Source organism: Gordonia abscondita (assembly GCF_032711245.1).
Classification (GTDB): Bacteria; Actinomycetota; Actinomycetes; order Mycobacteriales; family Mycobacteriaceae; genus Gordonia.
The window spans coordinates 1192183-1213486 of record NZ_CP128986.1; the positions used below are offsets into that span (position 1 = coordinate 1192183).

The window sequence follows — 21304 nt, forward strand, 5'->3', positions numbered from 1 at the left end:
ACGTCAGTCCAATTCCTCCAACAATCCCAGCAGCGCCGGATGGTCGGGCGCGTGCCGCAGCGCCTCGGTGACCAGTTCGCGTGCTCGCGCCGGCCGATCGGATTCGACGGCATGCATCGCGCTCAAGTGCAGGACCGGGATCAGCAGGCCGATCCAGTTCGCGGCGCGAGCACGTCCGGCGATATCGCGCAATAGGCTCTCGGCGCGCTCGGGTTCACGCTCGCGGACGATGTCGGCGCGGGCGAAGTCCAGGCGGGCGCGTTCGAAGTCGACCGGAGCCGAGGTAGCGAGTTCCTCGTACGTACGCTCCGCGTGCGCGAGGTAGCCGAGTGCACGATCGTGATCCCCGGCGAAGAATGCGGTGAGTGCCGCCGTCCGCAATGCGTCGCCCACCTCGAACGCGCCGCCCGCCTGTGTGTAGGCGTCGACCGCAGTGTCCAGGTCGACGAGCGCCTCACCGAACCGTTGGAGTTCGGCGAGTTCAACGGCGCGCGCACCGTGCAGTTGCCCCATCAAACCGGTCGGCGCCTGCCCCGTGTATGCATCGATGACCTGCGTGTATGACGCGACCGCATCCCCGGCACGGCCTGCGGCCGACTGCGCCCGCGCCAACATCTGGGTGCCGTGCATCTGCGCCCCGAAGTCGCCGCGCTCGGCCATCGCGTCGACCGCCGGCTGCACGAGTTCGACAATCGCGAGCGGATCCTCCTCACGCATCAACATGACGTGTGCGAGGTCGAACCGCGACGAGTCGGCGGCATGCTCGTCGCCTTCCACCGTCCACACGGAGACGGCGCGCTCGGCGTCGTCGCGTGCCGTGTCCAAATCGCCAGCATCGCCCGACAGTGCTACCCGCGCACTCAGCACCTGCCCGAGCTGGGCGAACCGCGCACTCGACTCCGCCTCTGCCATCAGCAGCAGAGCCGAATCCAGATCGGTCTGCGCCTGCACGCCCGCAGCCAATTGCAGTGCGTCGACGAGACCGCCCCGGAACGCCATCGCCTGATCCGGGTCGGACGCGAGCGCGACAGCGCGTCGCGCGGCGACGAGAGCGGCATCTACGTCGGCGGCCGGATCGGCCGTGTCCAGTTCACCGACGAGATCGGCGCGCAGATGATGGAGCACGGCGCGTTGCGCGGCGGCGTCCGCGTCGATCGAACCGACCGCGGCCGCCAAGGCATCAGGATCGGAGATCAGCTCCACCTCGCCGCTGTCGACGCGATCGAGGATCGCCAGGCCATCGTTGACCGCGGCGACTGCCCGATCGGCGTCGAACGGCGCGACCGCCATCGCACGCAGACGCGCGAAGTTCGCCTGGGCTCCGGCACTCCACGTCGAGTCACCGTCCGGCCAGTCGAGAAGAGTCTCGGGCGGAGCGTCACCGCCGTGTACCTCCAACAACGCTGCGAGCAGGTCCGACTGAGCGGACCACGACGGGTACGCCTCCCTCGTGGCGTTCGCGACCTCACGCAGCTCGGCGATCGCCTGCTGTGGATCCTCGCGACGCCGATCCCACGCAAGCATGTGGCGTGCGCGAGCGAGGCTCCGGCCGTCGAGCTCGCCTAGACGTTCCCGCAATGCGTCCGCGCATTGCGCGGACCGGCGAGGCGACACCGACCCGAACGACGTCAGGCCGCTGATCAGTTCCTCGGCCGATCGCTCCGACACCGCCTTCACCCGGCCGCCCGCGTTCCGGCTCGACCCGGTCGTCCGCAGCCCGAGAATCTCGTCGAACGACGATGACGCCCACGACGACGCGTTCCGCACATCGAACCGGCCGCCTGCCAGACGAACCCGATCGGCGAGCTCGTCCGCGAGCTGGGCGGCAGAGATCAGGTCGGGTGCACCGTCGTCGTCCCGTCGCGCAACAACGGTGTCCGGGTCCGCGGCGGCCGCCGACGCGAGAGTCGCCGACAATGCGGCCGCCAACTGCGTTTCGGCGTACAGGTTGGCGCACACATCGACGGCGTCGAGATACTTCAATGCCATCGGCAACGCCTGCTCGAGCGCATCCACCCGGATCAGCGCGACGAGCGCGTCAGCGATGTGGTGGTAGATCCTGACCGGCCCGTACGTCTCGTCGATCGAGGCGGCCGCCCGGATCACGTCGTCGCGGCGACCTTCCCGACCCCAGCCGTCGATCAATGCTCCGTACGTTTCCGCCGGATAGAAGCCGCAGCGTTCGCTCGGATCGCCGTCGAGATCGGGCGTCGACAACGCCAGCGCCTGCGCGTACCCGCCCGCCGCGCTGTAGACCGAAGCCAACGTCGCACGCGTGCCCGGTCCACACGTGCCCGACGGCGGCGTGAAATCGGTGCATTGGTCGAGGATCCGGATCGCCTCCGCCGGATCGCCGCGGTGCACGGCGATCGCGCCATGCACGGCAGCCTCCACCGCGGGCGCGTAATAGGCGGTGCCGCGGACGCGGCGCGCCCAGTCGGCGACCAGCGCCTCCACCTGGCCGAGCGTGAGCTCCGGGACGCCGACGAGAACATCGAGCAGATCGACGACGGTCGTCTCGAACTGCTCGACCTGCCAGTCCTGCACCTCGAGTTCGGCGCGCTCAGCGTCCATGGTCTGCAGGAGCCAGGCGACGAGCGTCAACACATCGGTCGTGCGGCCCGACCACAGTGCGGCGTACGCCCCCTCCAGCCGCGTGAGGAACCGCAGATCGAGGTCGTCGAGTTCGTCGGCCCGCGCGATCAACGACGGGAATTGTGAGAAGTCCTCGTGGCCGAAGCGGGGGTCGCCGTGCCGCGCCATCCACAGGTCGTCGAGTAGTTCGGACACGGCCTCATCCATCGGCTCGGCGCTGGTCATTCCGGGTTCCCTTCGACACGGTCACGGGTAGCGAGGTCGGCAAGCAGAGTGATCGCCGAATCGAGTTCGGAGGCAGCCGCGACCCGCACCGATCGGCGGGCACGGAGCATGGCCTGGCTGTAGATCGCGCGGACCAAAGCGCCCGCAACCACATCGTCGCCCAACGTCGGCAGCCGTGCGACGAGCGGGTTCGTCACGTTCAATACCAGCGATGGTCTGGTGGGAGCGACTTCGCCGTCGTCGATCGCCGACAACGCCGCCAGCCATGCGTCGGGCTCGCCCGCGGTCTGCGACAGCATTTGTGAGCGGTCCTGGGCGATCTGCGCGGTGTCGTCGGTGAGTAAGAGGCCCGACAGTGATTCGGGTTCGAACGCGCGGAGCGTCACCTCGCACTGGAACGGCGACACCGCACGGCGTGCGACGTGGACCGCGTCGTCGAATTCGTCGCGGACCTCCCGCGACGGCATAGTCAGCGCCGACAGCAGGAACTGCTGCCCGATCAGTTCGCACCGCATCGATGGATCGGCGGCGACGATCGCGCGGATGGCCGCCGTCTCGAACGCGTGCCCGGCATTGACCAAGCCGATTCCGCGGCCGGCGAGGACGTCCGCGAGCACGCGGTAGTCATCGATGCTGCCCGAGTACCGGATCGTGTCGAAGCGGGCGCGGAACGTGGCGAGCGGCATCGGCCCGACATTGGTCTCGAACACGCAGTGTTTGTCGACGAAACCGAGCAGTTCGGGCCGATGCGCGGCAAGCGCCTTCACGCCTTGCTCGTGTACGGCGAGGAACCGTTCACGCAGCGCGGGACGGGCGCCGAGTCCGGTCAACCATGCCTGGACTTGCTCGCCCAACGAGGTCGCCACCACGTCGAACAGGTCGTCGTGCACGATCCCTTCGCGCGACGCCGTAGGTTTGAGTCCCGTCGCGTCGACGACGATCCGCACGAAGTACGCCCATTCCGGGACCAACCCGGGGACGTCGCCGACGAGAAGTCCTTTGACGTACGCGCGATGTACGGCGCGGGCGACGAGGTCGCCGCCAGTGGGGCTGACGTACGCCACCCCACGCAGCCCGGCCTCGGGGACATCCACCTCGAACATCTCCAACGGCGAGAATCCGAACTCGTCCTGACAGAACGCGACGCGGGCCGCGTCTCGGCCGCCGGACGGATCGCCGAACAGGCCGACGCCGGGATTGACCCGGTCGCCGTTAACCAGGACCGGTGTCGGATGCATGCCGGTGTACTCGGCGGCGAGGGTACGGACGCGGTCGGGCGCGAGCCACATCGTCGCGTCGCCGCGTGCCTCGATTCGGACAGTGGTGCCCGTCTCGATGCGCTCACCGGCCCGCATCTCGACGTGCCCGTCCGACGACCCCGTCCATACGACGGGGTCCGAGCCGTCGGCTCGTGAGGACACCTCGATGCGGTCTCCGACGAGGAATCCACTGAGCATGCCGACACCGAACTGTCCGATCTGCGACGTGGTGCCGAAACCGAACGGGTCGCGCTTGGAGCTCGCCCCGATGGTGCCGAGGAGATCGGCGATCGTGTCGGCGGTCATCCCGACTCCGTGGTCGGCGAGCACGAAGTCGCTTCCGTCGGTGGTGATCTCGATCGGTTCGTCCCGGCGCCCGGCGATGGTCTGGGCATCGATCGCGTTCTGCAGCAGTTCCCGCACGTAGACGCCGGGCCCGGTGTACAGATTGGTGCCGAGGACCTCAATCAAAGCGCGCAGATCGACGTCGAACATCCGGGCGTCATCCATGGACTCGATGGTACGGCCCCGGTGCGGAGCGTCTCTGTCCGGCGCAGCCCCGCACTCGCCTTCGTGCGGGTCAGTGGTACCGCTCAGACGGTTGGTTTCTGCATTTGCCGATCTACGCTCTGCGCGGTACCACTGACGCGCAGACACGACGTCACCCGTTCCGCTTGTCGCAGAAACACTCATGTCCGAGACTTCCGACCACATCGTGGTCGTGAGTCTCGGACATGAGCGAGGTGGGCGGTTATAGCGCGGAGATGATGTCCTCCACGCGGTCCTTCGCGTCACCGAACAGCATCTGCGTGTTCTCACGGAAGAACAGCGGGTTCTGGACGCCTGCGTAGCCGGCGGCCATCGAACGCTTGAACACGATGACGTCCTTGGCGTTCCACACCTCGAGAACCGGCATGCCGGCGATAGGCGAGCTCGGATCCTCGGCCGCGGCCGGATTGACGGTGTCGTTGGCTCCGATGACCAGCACGACATCAGTGTCCGGGAAGTCGTCGTTGACCTCGTCCATCTCCAAGACGATGTCGTACGGCACCTTCGCCTCGGCGAGCAGCACGTTCATATGGCCCGGCAGACGCCCCGCGACGGGGTGGATGCCGAAGCGCACGTCCACGCCTTTCGCCCGCAGTTTGGCGGTCAGATCGGCCACCGGGTACTGCGCCTGGGCGACGGCCATGCCGTAACCCGGGGTGATGACAACGGACTTGGCACCTGCGAGGAGTTCGGCGGCCGCGTCGGACTGGATCTCGCGGTGTTCCCCGTAGTCGGTGTCGTCCGACGGTCCGGCGGCGATACCGAAGCCGCCGGCGATCACCGAGATGAACGACCGGTTCATCGCCTTGCACATGATGTAGCTCAGGTATGCACCCGACGAGCCGACGAGGGCACCGGTGACGATCAGCAGATCGTTGTTGAGCAGGAAGCCAGACGCGGCAGCTGCCCAACCGGAGTACGAGTTCAGCATCGACACGACGACCGGCATGTCGCCGCCGCCGATCGACGCGACCAGGTGCAGACCCAGGAGCAGCGCGACAGCGGTGATGACCGCGAGCAGAATGTATCCGGTCGTGTCGGCGTGTTCGTCCCGCGCAACGTACACGCCGGTCAGGACCGCGAACACGACGATCGATCCGATGTTGATGAAGTTCTTGCCGGGCAGCATGAGCGGAGCCGACTTCATCTTCGCCGACAGCTTCAGGTTGGCGATGATCGAACCGGTGAAGGTGACCGCACCGATGAAGATGCCGATCGCGACCTCAGCCGCGTGGATACCGATGATCGCGCCCTGATCGTCCGGGGCGACGTCGTGCAGGTGAGCACCTTGGATCGCACCGTTCCAGCCGATGAGGACAGCGGCAAGACCGACGAACGAGTGCAGCAACGCGATGAGCTCGGGCATCCCGGTCATCTCGACGATCTTCGCGCGCCACAGACCGATGAGCCCGCCGACGACGACGGCCGCGATGAGCAGGCCGATCGGTAGCCACTTGTTAAACGACACCCCGGCGAAGTCGAGATCGTTCAGGTCACTGACGGCAAGAGCTATGGTCGCCGCCAAAGCGATGACCATGCCGACCATGCCGTAAGTCAGACCGCTCTTGGCCGACTCGTGCTTAGACAGTCCTGCGAGCGACAGGATGAACAGCAGCGATGCGACGATGTACGCCGCGATGGAGATGGAGTTGATGTCCATGACGTGTCAGGCCCCCTTACTGAACATGCTGAGCATGCGACGGGTGACGGCGAAGCCACCGAAGATGTTGATGGAGGCGAGGAGGATTGCGATCGTCGACAACACCAAGATCGTGGTGTTGCCGGTTGCGATCTGCAGGAGCGCGCCGACGACCACGACACCGGAGATGGCGTTGGTGACCGACATCAGCGGCGTGTGCAGGGCGTGCGCCACCTTGCCGATGACGTAGTAGCCGATGACGATCGCCAGCATGAGCACGGTGAAGTGCTGCGGGATCGGATCCGGCGCAAACGCGTTGACGAGGAAGAACAACACTGCGCCGACCAAGACCAGGCCGACCTTCTTACCGGCCGACATCGGCTCCTTGGGCTCCTCGACGGGAGCGGCCGCGGCAGGCGCGGCTTTCGGAGCTGCCGAGACCTGGACCGGCGGCGGCGGCCACATCACGTCGCCGTCGCGGGTGACGGCGATGCCGCGCTGAACGACGTCGTCCATGTCGAGCGTGAGCTCGCCGTTCTTCTCCGGCGTGAGCAGCTTGAGCAGGTTGACGATGTTGGTGCCGTACAACTGCGACGTCTGCGCGGCCAGGCGGCCGGACAGGTCGGTGTAGCCGATGATCGTGACACCGTTGTCGGTGACGATCTTCTGGTCGGTGACGGTGCCTTCGGCGTTGCCGCCGTTGGCGGCCGCCATGTCGACGATGACCGATCCATGGTGCATCCCGGCGACGGTGTCGGCGCTGACCAACTTGGGTGCGGGACGGCCCGGGATCAGCGCGGTGGTGATGACGATGTCGGCGGCGCGTGCCTCCTCGTCGTACATCGACGCGGTGGCCGCCTCCTGCTCGGCCGTCATCTCCTTGGCGTAGCCGTCCTCAGACTTCTCCGCTTCGAAGTCGACCTTGACGAACTCGGCGCCCATCGACTCGACCTGCTCGGCGACTTCGGGGCGCACATCGAATGCGCGCACCACGGCGCCCATGGCCGATGCCGCGCCGATCGCGGCTAGGCCTGCGACACCGGCACCGACGACGAACACGCGGGCAGGCGGGATCTTGCCCGCCGCGGTCACCTGGCCGGTGAACATGCGGCCGAACTCGTGTGCCGCTTCGACGACGGCTCGGTAGCCCGCGACGTTGGCCATCGACGAAAGCACGTCCATCGACTGTGCACGCGATATGCGCGGTACGGCGTCCATGGCGAGCGCGGTCACGCCCGCGTTCTGCAGTTTTTCCACGAGCTCCGGGTTGCGGCCCGGGGCCATCATCGAGATCAGCACGGCGCCACGGCGCATGCGTGCGATCTCCTCGTCGGTAGGGGCGTTGACCTTGACGATCACGTCTGACGCCCATACGTCGTCGACGGAGCCGACTCGAGTACCGGCGTCGGAGAACGCCGTGTCCGGCTGCTCTGCGAGCGCACCGGCGTCGGCTTCGACGACGATCTCGTAGCCGAGCTGCTGCAGTTGCGCCACCGTCTTCGCGGTGGCCGCAACGAGCGTCTCGCCTGCCTTAGTTTCCCGGGGGATGCCGATCAGCATGTCACTGCCTCTCCCACACTCTTTCCTGTTCTCACTTGTCTGATGTCCGCATCGAGTCGAAAGTCGTTGCGGCGCCCGGGTGAGACGGATGGCAGAAAAGAGGCCGCCCGTTTTACCGGGCGGTCTGCATCCATCGGCCAGTGCTACGTCGAACTCGCTCGATGCGCGCGGGCGGCACGTGGCCGGTCCCGCATATGAAAAACGTGCGACGAACTTAGCATGAGGGTTAGAACCCTCATATCGCTGTAAGGTGCGTCACAGGGCCAGCTCAGATGTGTGCTGCAGCCGATGCGCCGGCACGCCGCCCGAAGTACGACCCTTCACCGAGCTGAGTGCCCGATGCGTAGCCCTTCCCGTCCTGCGCGAGGTTGGCGGCGCAGGCTCCGGCAGCGTACAGGCCCGGGATTACCGAACCGCTCTCGTCCAGGACCGCGCCGTCGATGGTGGTCGCCATGCCACCGATCGTGAAACCGGCGTACAGCGCCTTGCCGAGGCTCATGTCGAAGGCCGCCCACGGCCCGCGATCCTGCGGTGCGAGGAATTCCGGGCTCTTGTGGAAATCGGGGTCCTCGCCCTTCGCAGCATAGGTGTTGTACCTCTCAAGAGTCGAAACGAGGGTCTCACGATCGAGGCCCAGGCCGTCCGCCATCTCTTCGACGGTCTCCCATCCGTCGATGAACGGGGCGAGCGGGAACTCGGGTCGCTTCATGTGCGCCTCGTCGACGATGAGGTACGCGGCACGGCCGGTTTGGTCCATCACGAACCCGGAGGTTCGAGAGTGGTAGGAGTCTTCGGCGACGAACCGCTTGCCTTCTTTGTTGACAGCGAGACCGGTCAACAAGATCGACGGAGGATAGACGGGGGCGGTGATGAAGGCCTGGTCCATGTGCTTGAGTGCGGCGCCCACAGAGACGCCCATGCGGATTCCGAGGCCGTCGTCGTAGGTGCTGCCGAGCGTGAAGGGCTTCTCCGCGAGTTGCGGCACGTGCTGCGCGACCATGTCCGGGTTCATGACGAAACCGCCGGCGGCCACGATCACCGATGCGGCACGGATGAAGCCCTCGTCGGCCCCGTCCTTATACTGGACGCCGACGACGGTACCGGAGTCGTCGACCACCAGCTTGCGGCCGCCGACCTCGTATCGAATGGGCACGCCGAGTTCGCCGAGTCGTTTGACGAGCAGGTCGATCACCATGCCCGCTCCGCCCGTGTCACCTTCGACTGGCACCTTGTGACCACGCGGCGCAGGCACAGCCTTCTCATAGAACGGCCAGACCTTCTCGTTGCCGGTGAACATGAGCCCCTGAGTCTGCGGTTGGATGACCGCCTTCTCGGGGTAGTAGCTCCGCTCGAATTCGAAGCCCAAGTTCTCCAGCCAGTTGAAGTGATCGACGCTGTCGTCGCAGTAGGCGCGAATCTTGTCGTGCTCGGGTTCACGCGAGACGGCGGTCAAGTACTTGACCATCTCGTCGGCGCTGTCGGCGTGCCCAGTAGCCTGCTGGACCGCAGTCCCACCGCCGAGGTAAAAGTGGCCGCCCGCCATGCACGTCGTACCGCCCGCCGCGGCAGATCGCTCTAAGACGAGGACGTTCGCGCCGTTCGTCGCCGCTTCGACCGCGGCGCAGCATCCGCCGATGCCCGCACCCAGGACTAGGACGTCGACGACGTCGTTCCACTCGGCGACGCCGCTCGCGTTGATTGCTTCAGGAATGTCCAGACCGCTCATGGAGTTCAGCCTAGACGAGCGTCTAGAACAAGTTCTAGTTTTGTGCGTTGTTCACACTGTGCGGTACCGACGAACCGAACCTTGCGGACCGCATTGATACGGTCATCGGCAGAGTGCAGCGGGAAACCCGGTGAGAATCCGGGACTGGCGCGCAACGGTGTGGGCCTCTGTTGAGGAGACCCGAGTCCGACCACCAGTTGCACTCACGAATGTTCACCACGTATCTCGCGCACAGATACCCGACATCGGAGTCACATCGTGCCGTCCTCATCGGCAGAGAAGTCGCCGCGCGCAGTCGACCCGGCTAGCCCTTCGGCCGCTCGGTTCTCCCGCGGGTACCCACTCGGCCCGTATCCACTCGTCGCGGTCCTCGCGGCCCTGACCGCCGTCAGCGTCGTCGTATCCGTCGCGTTCGGCGCCGAGAACATTCCTATCGACGAAGTCTGGCGTTCGGTCTACGCCGGACTGACCGGGCAGCGAAGCGACACCGCCTACGACATCATCATCTGGGATCTCCGGCTGCCCCGCTCGGTGATGGCAGCCGTCGTCGGTGCGGGACTGGCCTTGGCGGGTGCGCTGATGCAGACGCTGGTGCGCAATCCCCTCGCCGACCCGTACCTCCTCGGCGTCTCCTCGGGCGCAGCGGTCGGCGCCACCGCGGTGCTCACCGTAGGCGCGTTCTCCGCGCTCGGAGTCTGGGCGTTGTCCGGCGGCGCATTGATCGGTGCGCTGGCTGCGACGGCGATCGTCTACTCGGTCGCCCGGACACAGGGCGAGCTCACGGCACTCCGCCTGGTCCTGTCCGGGGTAGTGCTGTCGTCCGCGTTCATGGCGCTGTCGTCGATGATGGTCTTCACCGTCGGCGACCCGCACGCCGCCGAAGGAGTCATGTTCTGGATGCTCGGCAGCGTGTCCGGCGCCACCTGGGCCAAGGTGCCGATCGCTGCTGCGGTGGTAGTCGTGGCGACGATCGGAATGCTCACGATCCGGTCGTGGCTCGACGCGTACGCGGCGGGCAACGACACCGCCGCGTCGCTCGGTGTACCGGTGACGGCGTTACGGAACGGACTGTTCGCCCTTCAAGGCGTCCTGATCGGCGTACTCGTTGCCGTGTCAGGAGGGATCGGCTTCGTCGGTTTGATCGTCCCGCACGCTGCGCGACTCCTCGTCGGAGCCACCCACCGGGCGATGCTCCCGGTCGCGGTGTTCGGCGGCGCACTCTTCCTGGTCTGGGTAGACGTGATCTCGCGTGTCATGGCAGCGCCCCGCGAGATGCCCCTAGGTATCGTCACCGGCCTGATCGGTGCTCCCGTCTTCTTGTTCCTGATGAACCGCCGCTCCTACTCGTTCGGGAATCAAACGTGAAACCGCATAGCGCGCTCGGACTCCGCGCGGCCGACCTCACGTGCACCGTCGGCGGTCACAACGTTCTCACCCACGTCGATTTCACCGTTCCGGCGGGAGCACGACTCGCGGTCGTCGGACCGAACGGCGCGGGAAAGACGACTCTCCTGAGAACGCTCGCCGGAATTGCACGGCCGGCGCACGGATCCGTCACCTTCGATGGCGTCGACGTCGCTTCGATGCGGGCTAGACGACGCGCTCTGTCGGTGGCGTATGTCGGCCAGGAGGAGCAGCCGAGCGGCGAACTAACGGTCACCGAGGCCGTCGGCCTCGGCCGGACCCCGCACCGCGGCCCGTGGGCCGTCACCGACCGATCCGACCGCGCGATCATCGACGGCGCCCTCAACGCTGTCGGAATGCTCGCGTACGCCGACCGGTCGTGCACGGAACTGTCCGGAGGCGAACGCCACCGCGTCACCATCGCCCGAGCGCTCGCGCAGGGTGTGCCCGCCCTCTTATTGGACGAGCCGACGAATCATCTCGACGCCGCGTGGCGGCTTCGTCTCATGGATTTGATCGACTCCCTCCCCTGCACCGTCGTCGCCGCCGTTCACGACCTCGACCTGGTGTTGCGCCACTTCGACCTGGTCGCCGTCGTCTGCGACGGGACGCTCCGATCGTTCGGTCCTCCGGTGGACGTGCTGTCACCGGAACTCATCCACGACGTCTTCGCCGTGCGCGGCGACATCGTCGGGCACCCCGTCACCGCTCTGCCCCATCTGTTGCTCACCGAAGCCGCACCGTTCGCCGCTTCCCTGCCGAAGGAATCCCTATGACGTCCCGTGCCCTGCGCACCGTCATCGCGCTGACGGCGTCGACCGCGATCGCCGTTACCGCCGCCGCATGCGGTGCGACGTCGGAGTCCACGACCGGAGAGACCGTCACGGTCACCAACTGCGGCGAGAAGGTGACGTTCGACCAGCCGCTCGACCGACTGTTCGTCAACGACGGCGGGATGATCGCGACCGCGTTGGCGGCCGGAGCCCGCGACAACATCACCGCGGTGAGTTCGCTGTCACGCGACGCCGACATCCTCCGGCTCCGATTCGGCCGCCAAGTCGACACCTTGAACGAGGTGACCACCGAGAACCCGACGCTCGAGAACTTCGTCGCCGCTCGTCCGCAGGTCGTGTACGCGGGCTACAACTACGGCATGAGTGAGTCGCGCGGAATCACCGTCGACATCCTGGCTCAGCACGGCATCGACGTCTACCAGTTGTCGGAGGCGTGCCGCCAGGTGGACGGCGAGAATGAACGGGGCACGATGGATCCCTGGGCGGCACTCGACACGGACCTGCGCAACATCGGCACGATCACCGGACACGCTGACGAGGGCGCGGCTGCCGCCGACGAAATCCAAGATCGTCTGGCGAAGTTGCGGGCCGCACCGCAGAGCCAGGATCGGCCGACCGTCTTCCTGTTCGATAGCGGCAGTGACACCGTGTTCACGTCGGGATCGTTTGGGGGCCCGCAGGGGATCATCGACGCGGCGGGCGCGCAGAACGCGACCCAGGACGTCGCAGACACCTGGACGGCGGTCAGTTGGGAGCGTTTGGCGATCGCGGATCCTGATGTCATCGCCTTCGTCGACTACCCGGGCCAGTCCGTCGACGAGAAGATCGCGAGCCTGCGGAGCAACCCGGCGAGCCGGGCGCTGAGCGCGGTGCGAGACAGCCGTTTCATCAACCTGCCCTACGCCATGTGGGTGTCGAGTCCCCTCAATATCGACGCTGCCGAAATCCTACGTAAGGCATTGGAAGGGCAGGGATCCCTACCTGAGTCGACGATCACGACCTCGCTGAACGTGACTTCGCTCGGACTGAACGGGAACGAATTGTTGGCGCGCTGACTCAGCTCACTTCCACACCCAGAAGCTCACGCCCTTGTTGGCGCCGAGGAAGCCGTAGCCGACGTAGACACCGTTGGGCAGACGACGAAGCTCGTCATGTGCGAATCCGAGGCCGCTGCGCGCGTAGTCGATGCGGACGACGCGTTTGCCGTCCACGGTCGACGGCGCATAGAAGACATTCGCCGACAGGGCTTCGCCGCCGAGGACTCGGTTGTTGAGCCAGCCGTTGTAGAAGTGTTTTCCGGACCAGATCGCGCTCGCCGCGGCGGACGCTGCATCGTTCGGTCCGCCGATCGGGCGCGTCTGACCGTGGTAGACGCCCTTGGGGATCGCTCCGGCTTCAGCGGTGCGGAATAGCCGGTCGATGCCGGTCTGACTGCACGAGTTCCGCAACGCGGAGACGGTCGCCGCCTTCGACGTCGACGCGGTCACCGTCGTCGGACATTTCGGCGCGGCATGGGCTTGAGTGGGAACCGCGACCACGAGACCGGCAGCGGCTACGACGGCGAGGACGATCTTCGGGGTGCGCATATTTTCAGTGTGCGCCTCGAATCGCTCCAGCGGTAGTGCTTCCTTTCCCGCGGAAGTCGCCAGTCGGCGAAGTCGCGGACCTCCAACGCGAGACGTTACGAGGTGACCTCAGGTTCCCCGCTCGGCGCCGCCATACCTTCACCGCGCGATGCCGACGCTGAGCCGGGAACCTGAGGACAACACACGCCGTGCGACGGACGCGACCTGGCGGCGACCTCAGGCCCGACGTGACCGGAAGCCGCGGAGCCGCAGACTGTTCGCGACGACGAACACCGATGACAACGCCATCGCCAGACCCGCCATCATCGGGTTCAGCAAGGCGGCCGCCGCCAGCGGCAGAGCGGCGACGTTATAGGCGAACGCCCAGAACAGGTTGCCTTTGATCGTCCCGAGTGTCTTCCGCGCCAACGCGATAGCGTCGACCACGGCCCACAGATCGCCACTGACCAGCGTCAGGTCGCTCGCCTCAATCGCGACATCCGTACCGGTCCCCATCGCGAGACCGAGGTCGGCGGAAGCGAGAGCGGCCGCATCATTGACTCCGTCACCGACCATCGCGACCACCCGGCCGTCGGCCTGTAGTCGCGCGATCGCGTCGACCTTGCCCTCCGGCCGCACGTTCGCGATGACGGCGGCGCCGCCAGCATCGTCGACGATGCCGACCTGCGCGGCGACGTGGCGCGCCGCCCCTTCGTTGTCACCGGTCAGCAGGACCGGCCGCAGGCCCATCCGCTTGAGTTCGGCTATCGCTGCGGCCGATGTCGGCTTCACCGTGTCGGACACGACGATCACTCCCGCGACCTCGTCGCCCACACTGACGACCACGGGCGTCGCGCCCTGCGCCGACGCCTCGTCGATCGCCGATCGCAGACCGACAGGCAACTCGCCGCCCGCGTCACTCGGCCTCGTCACCGAGACCCGGAGTCCGTCGACAGTCCCGCTGACGCCCGCCCCGGCGAGGTTCTTGAAGTCCGACGCCTTTGGCAGGTCGACGCCGTCGGTGCGGCGGACAACCGCCCGTCCGATCGGATGCTCCGACCCTGCCTCAACAGCTGCCGCCCGCGAAATCAGGGCCTCGACGTCGACGCCGTCCGCAGCGAAGACATCGGTGACAGCCATCTCACCAGTAGTCACGGTGCCCGTCTTGTCGAGCACCACCGTGTCGACCCGGCGGGTCGACTCCAACACTTCCGGCCCCTTCAACAGGATGCCGAGCTGCGCGCCGCGACCTGTGCCGACCATGAGTGCGGTCGGCGTCGCCAACCCGAGAGCACACGGGCACGCGATGACCAGGACCGAGACCGCCGCGGTGAACGCCAGCGCCGCACCCCCGCCGACACCGAGCCAGAAGCCGAGCACTCCGGCCGCGATCGCGATGACCGTCGGGACAAAGTATGCGGACACCCGATCCGCCAAACGTTGGACCTGGGCTTTACCTGCCTGGGCGTCGGCGACCATCTTCGCCATGCCAGCCAGCGCTGTGTCGGCGCCGACCGCCGTCGCGTCGACCTCCAGTCGGCCGTGCGCATTGACGGTTCCGCCGACCACCGAGTCGCCGATCGACACCTCCACCGGAACTGATTCGCCCGTCAACATCGACTGGTCGACCGCCGACGCCCCCGAGACGACGACGCCGTCGGTCGCGACCTTCTCGCCGGGTCGGACGACGAACCGCATCCCGACCTGCAGTTGGGCGATCGGCACCGTCTGTTCGCGGCCGTCGCGGACGAGGGTCACGTCCTTGGCGCCGACCTCCGCCAACGCACGAAGAGCATCCCCCGCACGGAGTTTGGACCGTTTCTCGAAATACCGGCCCGCGAGCAGGAACGTGGTGACACCCGCAGCGGCCTCCAGATAGATGTTCGACGCGCCGTCGCCTCGCGACGCGATCAGGTCGAACCCGTGACGCATACCGGGCGCACCGGCGTCGCCCCAGAAGAGAGCGTAGATCGACCACCCGAACGCGGCCATCGTCCCGACCGAGATCAATGTGTCCATCGTCGTCGTACCGTGCCGCAGTCCGGCGAACGCCGCACGGTGGAACGGCAGTGCACCCCAGACGACGACGGGCGCCGCCAACGTCAACGACAACCACTGCCAGTTGGTGAACTGCCAGGCCGGAACCATCGCGAGTACGATCACCGGCACTGTGAGGATCGCTGAGACGATGAGCCGCTGACGCAAGCCGGCGACCTCGAGTTCAGCACGCGACGGTACCCGGTCACCGCTGTCTTCGGCCGCGACGGCCGCGACGGCCGCGACTCGAGTCGCGTCATAGCCCGCGGAACGTACGGCCTCGATCAGGTCGTCTGGCGTCACCGACGAGTCGTATTCGACATGCGCCTGCTCGGTCGCATAGTTCACAGTGGCGCTCACTCCGTCGAGCTTGTTGAGTTTGCGTTCGATCCGGTTGGCGCACGACGCGCACGTCATGCCGATCAGTTCCAGATCGACGTCACGATCGACGGCGACAGATTGCGTCATCAGTGCATCCCTTCATCCTGTGCCGCGCCGTGAGTCATCGTGGGCGTATGCCCAGGCGTGGGATCTGTGTCCCACGGGCCGACGGCGTGGCCGATCCCAAATGCCAACCCGAATACCGCCGCGAGCCCGGCGACGAACGCGGCGATCCGCACACCGGGACGCGACAGCGCGGTCATCGGACCGCGTAGCCGGCTTCGGTGACCGCCGAGTTCACGGCGTCAGCATCAAGCGCGGCATCGCTTGTGATGGCAACGCGACCGCTGGTGACGTCGACGTCGACGTTTGTCACGCCCGCGATCTCGCTGATCTCCTCACGGACCGACGCGGCACAGTGTCCGCACGTCATACCGTCGACGGTGATGGTGGTGGTCTCGCTCATCGTGATTCTCCTTCTATTCAGTGTTGCTATCTCGACCCTGCTCGATCAGCATTGCCGCCTCGACCAGCAGAGTTGCCTGTCAGGACTTGACGAGTCGGGTGATCGCCTTCATGGCTTCGGCGATTTTCTCGTCGGCCGCCTCGTCACCTTCCCGCGCGGCAGCGACGACACAGTGGCTCATGTGATCCGAGAGCAGACCGAGGCTGACAGCTTCGAGAGCCTTCGTCATCGCCGACACCTGGGTGAGAATGTCGATGCAGTAGGCCTCTTCTTCGACCATGCGTTGCAGGCCACGGGCCTGACCTTCGATGAGTTTCAGTCGCCGAAGGTAGCCGGCCTGATTTCCGATGTATCCATGGTGACCGCCGGTCACACCGTCGCCGTGGCAACAGTCGTCGGTCTCGTTCTCGGCCATTTTCGCCGCCCTTCTCGTATACCCCCTGGCAGTATCCAGGTGTACTCCGATCCGGGACATTTGTCTACCCCCAGGGGGTATCGACGCGAGAGTTCTCCGCCCCGCATCCAGGACCCGCGGGACGCTACTTTCCGAAACGGTCGGCTAGGCGCCCAAGGGACGACGCCATATCGCGAAGCGCCGCACTGATGGCGTACGTGTCATCGGCGCCAGGATTGGCGCGCAACCGATCGGCGGCGTCACGCACCGCATCGGTCATCGCTTTCACGTCGGCGCCCGAAAGCTGCTCGGCGACGGGGTCCGCGGTCCTCGCCGGCCCGGAAATCGGCCGCAGCGTGGTCGGCACTCCGATACGCACCGGATCGTCGTTCGACGCGATCACCTGCAACATCGACGTAGTAAGCACATCGTTCGACGTAGGTCGGACTTCCATGATCGACGCGTCCGGGTCGTCGCGGTAGACGACAGTCGTCGAGCCGCCGGGAGCGTCCGCGCCCAGGGACGGTTCGTACTCGTTGACGACCTTGACGGGTTGATGCTGCACGGAGCCGTCGGCCGACTCGACCGGCTCGAAACGCGCGGGGCCCGTTACGGGCAACGGCACGCCGACCTCCTGGATATCGGGCGCGTTGTGTGACGCCACAAACCCGTCGACGGCCTCCGCCTGGACAGCGGTGGCCTCCGGGACGTCCACGATGTCAGGGGCCGTCCAGGCGCCGGAATCCGGCGACACGATCGGCGCGTCCTCGGGGGCAAGCGACGGCAGGTCGGCGAACAGTTGGTCCAACGTGGACGCATCGACGCCGGAGGACGGCACGGGCTGTTCCACAGCGGGCTGGGGCACACTCGGCCACCCGGGCGGCGTAGGCAGCGCCGGGAACCGATCGGTCGGCGGATCCGGATTCATGTCGAACTGGGTCAGCGCGTTCCACGGCTGCGTCGGCGGGAACCCCCGCTGGTCGGGCCGGGCCGTTTGAAGCGGAAGTACCGGAGACTGAAGTACCGGAGACTGAAGTATCGGAGACTGGGGTATTGAAGTCTGGGGTATCAAAGTCTGGGAAATCAGAGGAGGAAAGCCCTGGGCTTGCGGCGCGGGAGGTTCAAACGGCTCCGGCACCGGGCGTGGTCGACGATCCATCGGCGATGCGAAGCCACCGCTCGGCGCACCCGCCGGAATACCTGGGTATCGGTGCGCCCCACTGTGCCCCAGGTAGTAGAGGCACGGCGTTCCGTCGAGTTCGGTGTTCGGGCAGGGCTCCTCGTCGCGAAGCATCTGCGCGCCGCGCGCGAAATCGCCCCAGACCAGCCAGCGTCGTCGTCCGTGGTGTTCCTGCGCGCCGTCGGAGGCGTGCGCGCCCGGATGCCCTTCGGGAAGGACGCAGGCGACCAGCCATTCCGCGTCGACTCCGAGTCGCAGAGCGCTACGCTCGTTCGGGGTGGCGACGATCGACGACCAGCATTGGCCACCACTCATGGTCACACCCCTAACGTCACGGACTCCATGCAGTCTACGGAGCTTACCGAGGCGAACACTAGGACCTGGCCGACACGCCCGCCTCCTGCGATACCGGGCGCTCGGCGACAGGCACCAGTTCGCCGCCGACGAGAGCGAAACTCCGCGACACGCCGGTCGCTGACCTGTCCGGGAAGTCCGCGCGCGCATGACATCCGCGCGACTCCTCGCGGGCCTGCGCGGCCGCGACGATCGCCTTCGCGGTGATCGCAAGTGCCGCGTCCTCGCTCGCCTGGAGGTCACAACGCGCACGCTCCGGACCTTCGGACAGCAGATCGGCTACCTCCGCCAGCCCCTTTGCGTCACGGTCGAGCGCGACCCGCGCCGACATCGCGTCCTGGAGCACCGTCCGGTCGAGCGCCTGCGCGACGCCGAGGTCGGGTACCTCGACCTCGGAGACCGGCCGTCCGGCCCGTTCGGCGGCCTGCGCCGCGGCCCGCCTGCCCATGACGAGGCCTTCGAGGAGACTGTTGGAGGCGAGCCGGTTGGCCCCGTGTAGGCCGGTGCGCGCGACTTCCCCCGCGGCCAGAAGGCCCGCCACACAGGTTCGGCCGTCGATGTCGGTCACGATCCCTCCGCACACGTAGTGCGCACCCGGAACCACCGGCAACCGCCCTGCCCCGATGTCCAGCCCGGAGGCTCGGACCCCTGCGGTGACGGTCGGAAACCGGTTCTCGAAGTCGTCGACACCGGTGATGTCCAAATAGACGCTGTCCGCGCCAGTGCGCTCCATAGCAGCACGGACGGCCCGGGCGACGACATCGCGAGGTGCGAGATCGCCGAGCCGATGAACACCGTCGGTCACCGATCGTCCCGCCGCATCGACGAGTCGGCCACCCTCCCCGCGCACGGCCTCGCTCACCAACGTGCGGCGGCCACGCGCGCCCGGGACATACAGCATCGTCGGGTGGAACTGGACGAACTCGAGGTCGGCGACGGCGGCGCCCGCCCGAAGCGCGAGGGCGATGCCATCGCCAGTCGCTCCCGCCGGATTGGTGGTCGCAGCGTAAACGTGTCCGACGCCGCCAGTGGCGATCAACACTGTCGGAGCCCAGACCACCGCACGCACGCCGTCCTGCACATAGGCCGCGCCGACCACCTCCCCACGATCGGTGAGGACGTCCGCCGCCCAACTGTCATTAACCACGGCGACCGGCGTAGCCCCCGCTATCGCCACTCCGAGCGCGGACTGAACGCGGGCTCCGGTCGCGTCGCCGCCCGCGTGAATTATCCGTCGGACGCTGTGGCCGCCTTCGCGAGTACGCAGAAAGTGCCCGTGAGCCGAGTCGAAGTCGGCTCCCCGCCGCACGAGCTGGGTCACCGCGGACCAACCATCGGCGAGGATCGGTTCCGTCGCGACCGAGTCGGCCAGGCCGGCTCCCGCGGCCAGCGTGTCCGCCAGATGCAAGCCGATCGAGTCTTCGGGCACAGCCGGGTCGACGACTGCGATGCCGCCCTGCGCATAGAACGTCGACGTCGAGTGCTCGGCGTGCGCCGTCGCTGACCGTGTCGGATCCCAACGCGACCCCTTGTTGAGCACGACGACGTCGAGACCGCGTTCGGCCGCCGAGAGCGCAGCGGTCAGCCCGGCTATTCCCGCGCCGATCACGACGAGGTCGGCACGCCGCTGGGTTGCAGTCATCCGCTGTCCTTCCTTCACTCCACCTGTCGACTGTTAATCGCTTTTCGACTGTTAATCGAAAACTGGTGTCGACGCTAGTCCGCCGCAACCCGCCGAAGCAACGCCTGCCACGCCCACGTCGGGAGAGGCGGGGTTCGCGGCGAGTCAACTACACTCCACAATGGTGATGACCATGAACGAAGACGTCGAGACCGTGCGGGACCAGCTCCCCGCCGTCTCAGCGGTCGCCGAAGCGGGGCGCTTCACGTCGACCGCCGGGCACGCCGTCTTCGGTGTCGGAAGGTTCGTCGCAAGCAGCATCGGCGGCCTGCTGCGCGGGCGCACGCCCGACACCAGGGACGTCGCCCACGAGGTGCGTCGAACCTTCGAGCACCTCGGCCCCACCTATGTGAAGCTCGGGCAGCTCATCGCGTCGAGTCCTGGCGTATTCGGTCCGACAATGGCAGGCGAGTTCGGAACGCTGCTCGACCAGGTCCGCCCCGCCGACTACAGACAGCTGCGGCAGATCTTCATCAATGACCTCGGGGACGCACCCGACAAGATCTTCGCGACCTTCGACGAGACGCCGATCGCATCGGCGTCCATCGCCCAGGTCCACACCGCGACCCTGCACAGCGGCGAAGAAGTCGTGGTGAAAATCCAACGGCCCGGCATTGCCGACCGGCTGGCACCGGACGTCGCCATCCTCGAACGCCTTGCCGGGCTGGCCGAAGTCTCCGAGTACGGCCGCATGCTGTCGGCGCGGCACGTCGTCGAGGACTTCGCCGACGGGCTCGACGCCGAACTCGACTTCCGCAATGAGGCCGCCACCATGCGTGAGTGGTTCGACTGTCTGCAGCTGGGGCCGTTCGGCGATCGAGTGCGCGTCCCCCGCGTCTACGACGAGTTGACCACCCGGCGCGTGATGACGATGGAACGCATCTACGCCACCCGCATCGACGACGTCGATGCCGTCCGCGCCGCTGGACACGACGGCGAAGCACTCTGCCGAAACCTCCTCCTCTCCCTGCTGGACTCGGCATTCCACGGCGGCCTCTTCCACGGCGACCTGCACGCCGGGAACGTTCTCGTCGACGACGACGGAACACTCGTCCTGCTCGACTTCGGGATCGTCGGCCGGTTCGACGCGCGGACCCGCCGCATCCTGCGTCAGCTCGTCGTCGACCTGATCGTCAAACAGGATTACGACTCTGCCGGTCGCGCGATCTTCCTGCTCGGCGCCGTCCACAAGCCCGGCTCCACAGAGAAGGGCGCCGAGGACATCCGCAAGGTCACGACACCGTTGTCGAAGACGGAACTCGGTTCGATGAGTTACACCGACCTCGGCAGACAGATGGCTGCCGTCGCGAAGGCACACGATGCACGACTGCCCCGCGAACTCATCCTCGTCGGAAAGCAACTGCTGTACGTCGAGAAGTACATGAAACTCCTCGCACCGCGATGGAAGGCCATCAGCGACCGCGAGATCTACGGCTACATGGCCGGGATATTAAAGGAAGCCGAACGCGACCGGCGGGCCCGCAATGCGTGACGT

General features: G+C 66.7%; 16 protein-coding genes. 4 read left to right on the forward strand and 12 right to left on the reverse strand.

What is annotated here, in order from left to right:
• Nucleotides 1-3 precede the first annotated feature (3 nt).
• The 5 genes from MP11Mi_RS05620 to MP11Mi_RS05640 all read right to left on the reverse strand — a co-directional run bounded on the left by MP11Mi_RS05620 (nucleotide 4) and on the right by MP11Mi_RS05640 (nucleotide 9553).
• Nucleotides 4-2820 (reverse strand): hypothetical protein, encoded by a 2817-nt coding sequence (locus MP11Mi_RS05620; RefSeq protein WP_420041313.1) that lies wholly within the window; start codon nucleotides 2818-2820, stop codon nucleotides 4-6.
• The gene (locus MP11Mi_RS05625; RefSeq protein WP_420041314.1) at nucleotides 2817-4589 is read right to left on the reverse strand and encodes an HSP90 family protein; all 1773 of its coding nucleotides are present in this window, start codon (nucleotides 4587-4589) and stop codon (nucleotides 2817-2819) included. Before MP11Mi_RS05625 ends, MP11Mi_RS05620 begins: the two co-directional genes overlap by 4 nt.
• A 241-nt stretch (nucleotides 4590-4830) precedes the next feature.
• A complete protein-coding gene (pntB, locus tag MP11Mi_RS05630) occupies nucleotides 4831-6288 on the reverse strand; it encodes a Re/Si-specific NAD(P)(+) transhydrogenase subunit beta (RefSeq protein WP_420041315.1) in 1458 nt (485 codons plus the stop codon).
• Between the two features lie 6 nt (nucleotides 6289-6294).
• Nucleotides 6295-7827, reverse strand: a complete 1533-nt coding sequence (locus tag MP11Mi_RS05635) for a Re/Si-specific NAD(P)(+) transhydrogenase subunit alpha (RefSeq protein WP_420041316.1) — start codon at nucleotides 7825-7827, stop codon at nucleotides 6295-6297.
• 268 nt (nucleotides 7828-8095) lie between these two features.
• Nucleotides 8096-9553 (reverse strand): FAD-binding protein, encoded by a 1458-nt coding sequence (locus MP11Mi_RS05640; protein ID WP_420041317.1) that lies wholly within the window; start codon nucleotides 9551-9553, stop codon nucleotides 8096-8098.
• A 378-nt stretch (nucleotides 9554-9931) separates the two neighbouring features.
• On the opposite strand from MP11Mi_RS05640, the gene MP11Mi_RS05645 reads away from it, so the two are divergent.
• The 3 genes from MP11Mi_RS05645 to MP11Mi_RS05655 are packed head-to-tail and all read left to right on the forward strand — an operon-like array spanning nucleotide 9932 to nucleotide 12806.
• The gene (locus MP11Mi_RS05645; protein WP_420042019.1) at nucleotides 9932-10918 is read left to right on the forward strand and encodes a FecCD family ABC transporter permease; all 987 of its coding nucleotides are present in this window, start codon (nucleotides 9932-9934) and stop codon (nucleotides 10916-10918) included.
• Nucleotides 10915-11733 (forward strand): ABC transporter ATP-binding protein, encoded by an 819-nt coding sequence (locus tag MP11Mi_RS05650; RefSeq protein ID WP_420041318.1) that lies wholly within the window; start codon nucleotides 10915-10917, stop codon nucleotides 11731-11733. Before MP11Mi_RS05645 ends, MP11Mi_RS05650 begins: the two co-directional genes overlap by 4 nt.
• Nucleotides 11730-12806, forward strand: coding sequence for an ABC transporter substrate-binding protein (locus tag MP11Mi_RS05655; RefSeq protein ID WP_420041319.1), 1077 nt, complete (start codon nucleotides 11730-11732; stop codon nucleotides 12804-12806). The genes MP11Mi_RS05650 and MP11Mi_RS05655 overlap by 4 nt, the downstream gene beginning before the upstream one ends.
• A gap of 6 nt (nucleotides 12807-12812) precedes the next feature.
• Here the strand turns inward: MP11Mi_RS05655 and MP11Mi_RS05660 are convergent, their stop codons facing one another.
• From MP11Mi_RS05660 to nadB, 7 genes are all read right to left on the reverse strand, one after another.
• Nucleotides 12813-13337, reverse strand: a complete 525-nt coding sequence (locus tag MP11Mi_RS05660; protein WP_420041320.1) for a hypothetical protein — start codon at nucleotides 13335-13337, stop codon at nucleotides 12813-12815.
• Nucleotides 13338-13553: 216 nt separating this feature from the next.
• Complete coding sequence (locus MP11Mi_RS05665; RefSeq protein ID WP_420041321.1) at nucleotides 13554-15821, reverse strand: heavy metal translocating P-type ATPase; 2268 nt, start codon at nucleotides 15819-15821, stop codon at nucleotides 13554-13556.
• The gene (locus MP11Mi_RS05670; protein WP_420041322.1) at nucleotides 15821-15997 is read right to left on the reverse strand and encodes a hypothetical protein; all 177 of its coding nucleotides are present in this window, start codon (nucleotides 15995-15997) and stop codon (nucleotides 15821-15823) included. Before MP11Mi_RS05670 ends, MP11Mi_RS05665 begins: the two co-directional genes overlap by 1 nt.
• The gene (locus MP11Mi_RS05675; protein ID WP_420041323.1) at nucleotides 15994-16200 is read right to left on the reverse strand and encodes a heavy-metal-associated domain-containing protein; all 207 of its coding nucleotides are present in this window, start codon (nucleotides 16198-16200) and stop codon (nucleotides 15994-15996) included. The genes MP11Mi_RS05670 and MP11Mi_RS05675 overlap by 4 nt, the downstream gene beginning before the upstream one ends.
• Before the next feature lie 79 nt (nucleotides 16201-16279).
• On the reverse strand, nucleotides 16280-16615 hold the full coding sequence (locus MP11Mi_RS05680; protein WP_420041324.1) for a metal-sensitive transcriptional regulator: 336 nt from the start codon (nucleotides 16613-16615) through the stop codon (nucleotides 16280-16282).
• A gap of 124 nt (nucleotides 16616-16739) precedes the next feature.
• Nucleotides 16740-18089 (reverse strand): hypothetical protein, encoded by a 1350-nt coding sequence (locus MP11Mi_RS05685; protein WP_420041325.1) that lies wholly within the window; start codon nucleotides 18087-18089, stop codon nucleotides 16740-16742.
• Nucleotides 18090-18147: 58 nt separating this feature from the next.
• Entirely contained in the window at nucleotides 18148-19770 is a 1623-nt protein-coding gene (gene nadB, locus MP11Mi_RS05690; RefSeq protein ID WP_420041326.1) for an L-aspartate oxidase, read from the reverse strand.
• A 166-nt stretch (nucleotides 19771-19936) separates the two neighbouring features.
• Here nadB and MP11Mi_RS05695 point away from each other — a divergent pair, with 166 nt between their 5' ends.
• On the forward strand, nucleotides 19937-21301 hold the full coding sequence (locus MP11Mi_RS05695; RefSeq protein WP_420041327.1) for an ABC1 kinase family protein: 1365 nt from the start codon (nucleotides 19937-19939) through the stop codon (nucleotides 21299-21301).
• Nucleotides 21302-21304 lie beyond the last annotated feature (3 nt).

Excerpts from the sequence above, each read along its gene's own strand:
- MP11Mi_RS05620 (WP_420041313.1), bottom strand. The coding sequence starts at position 2,820 with ATGACCAGCGCCGAGCCGATGGATGAGGCCGTGTCCGAACTACTCGAC.
- MP11Mi_RS05625 (WP_420041314.1), bottom strand. The coding sequence starts at position 4,589 with ATGGATGACGCCCGGATGTTCGACGTCGATCTGCGCGCTTTGATTGAG.
- pntB (WP_420041315.1), bottom strand. The coding sequence starts at position 6,288 with ATGGACATCAACTCCATCTCCATCGCGGCGTACATCGTCGCATCGCTG.
- MP11Mi_RS05635 (WP_420041316.1), bottom strand. The coding sequence starts at position 7,827 with ATGCTGATCGGCATCCCCCGGGAAACTAAGGCAGGCGAGACGCTCGTT.
- MP11Mi_RS05640 (WP_420041317.1), bottom strand. The coding sequence starts at position 9,553 with ATGAGCGGTCTGGACATTCCTGAAGCAATCAACGCGAGCGGCGTCGCC.
- MP11Mi_RS05655 (WP_420041319.1), top strand. The coding sequence starts at position 11,730 with ATGACGTCCCGTGCCCTGCGCACCGTCATCGCGCTGACGGCGTCGACC.
- MP11Mi_RS05660 (WP_420041320.1), bottom strand. The coding sequence starts at position 13,337 with ATGCGCACCCCGAAGATCGTCCTCGCCGTCGTAGCCGCTGCCGGTCTC.
- MP11Mi_RS05665 (WP_420041321.1), bottom strand. The coding sequence starts at position 15,821 with ATGACGCAATCTGTCGCCGTCGATCGTGACGTCGATCTGGAACTGATC.
- MP11Mi_RS05670 (WP_420041322.1), bottom strand. The coding sequence starts at position 15,997 with ATGACCGCGCTGTCGCGTCCCGGTGTGCGGATCGCCGCGTTCGTCGCC.
- MP11Mi_RS05675 (WP_420041323.1), bottom strand. The coding sequence starts at position 16,200 with ATGAGCGAGACCACCACCATCACCGTCGACGGTATGACGTGCGGACAC.
- MP11Mi_RS05680 (WP_420041324.1), bottom strand. The coding sequence starts at position 16,615 with ATGGCCGAGAACGAGACCGACGACTGTTGCCACGGCGACGGTGTGACC.
- MP11Mi_RS05685 (WP_420041325.1), bottom strand. The coding sequence starts at position 18,089 with ATGAGTGGTGGCCAATGCTGGTCGTCGATCGTCGCCACCCCGAACGAG.
- nadB (WP_420041326.1), bottom strand. The coding sequence starts at position 19,770 with ATGACTGCAACCCAGCGGCGTGCCGACCTCGTCGTGATCGGCGCGGGA.
- MP11Mi_RS05695 (WP_420041327.1), top strand. The coding sequence starts at position 19,937 with ATGACCATGAACGAAGACGTCGAGACCGTGCGGGACCAGCTCCCCGCC.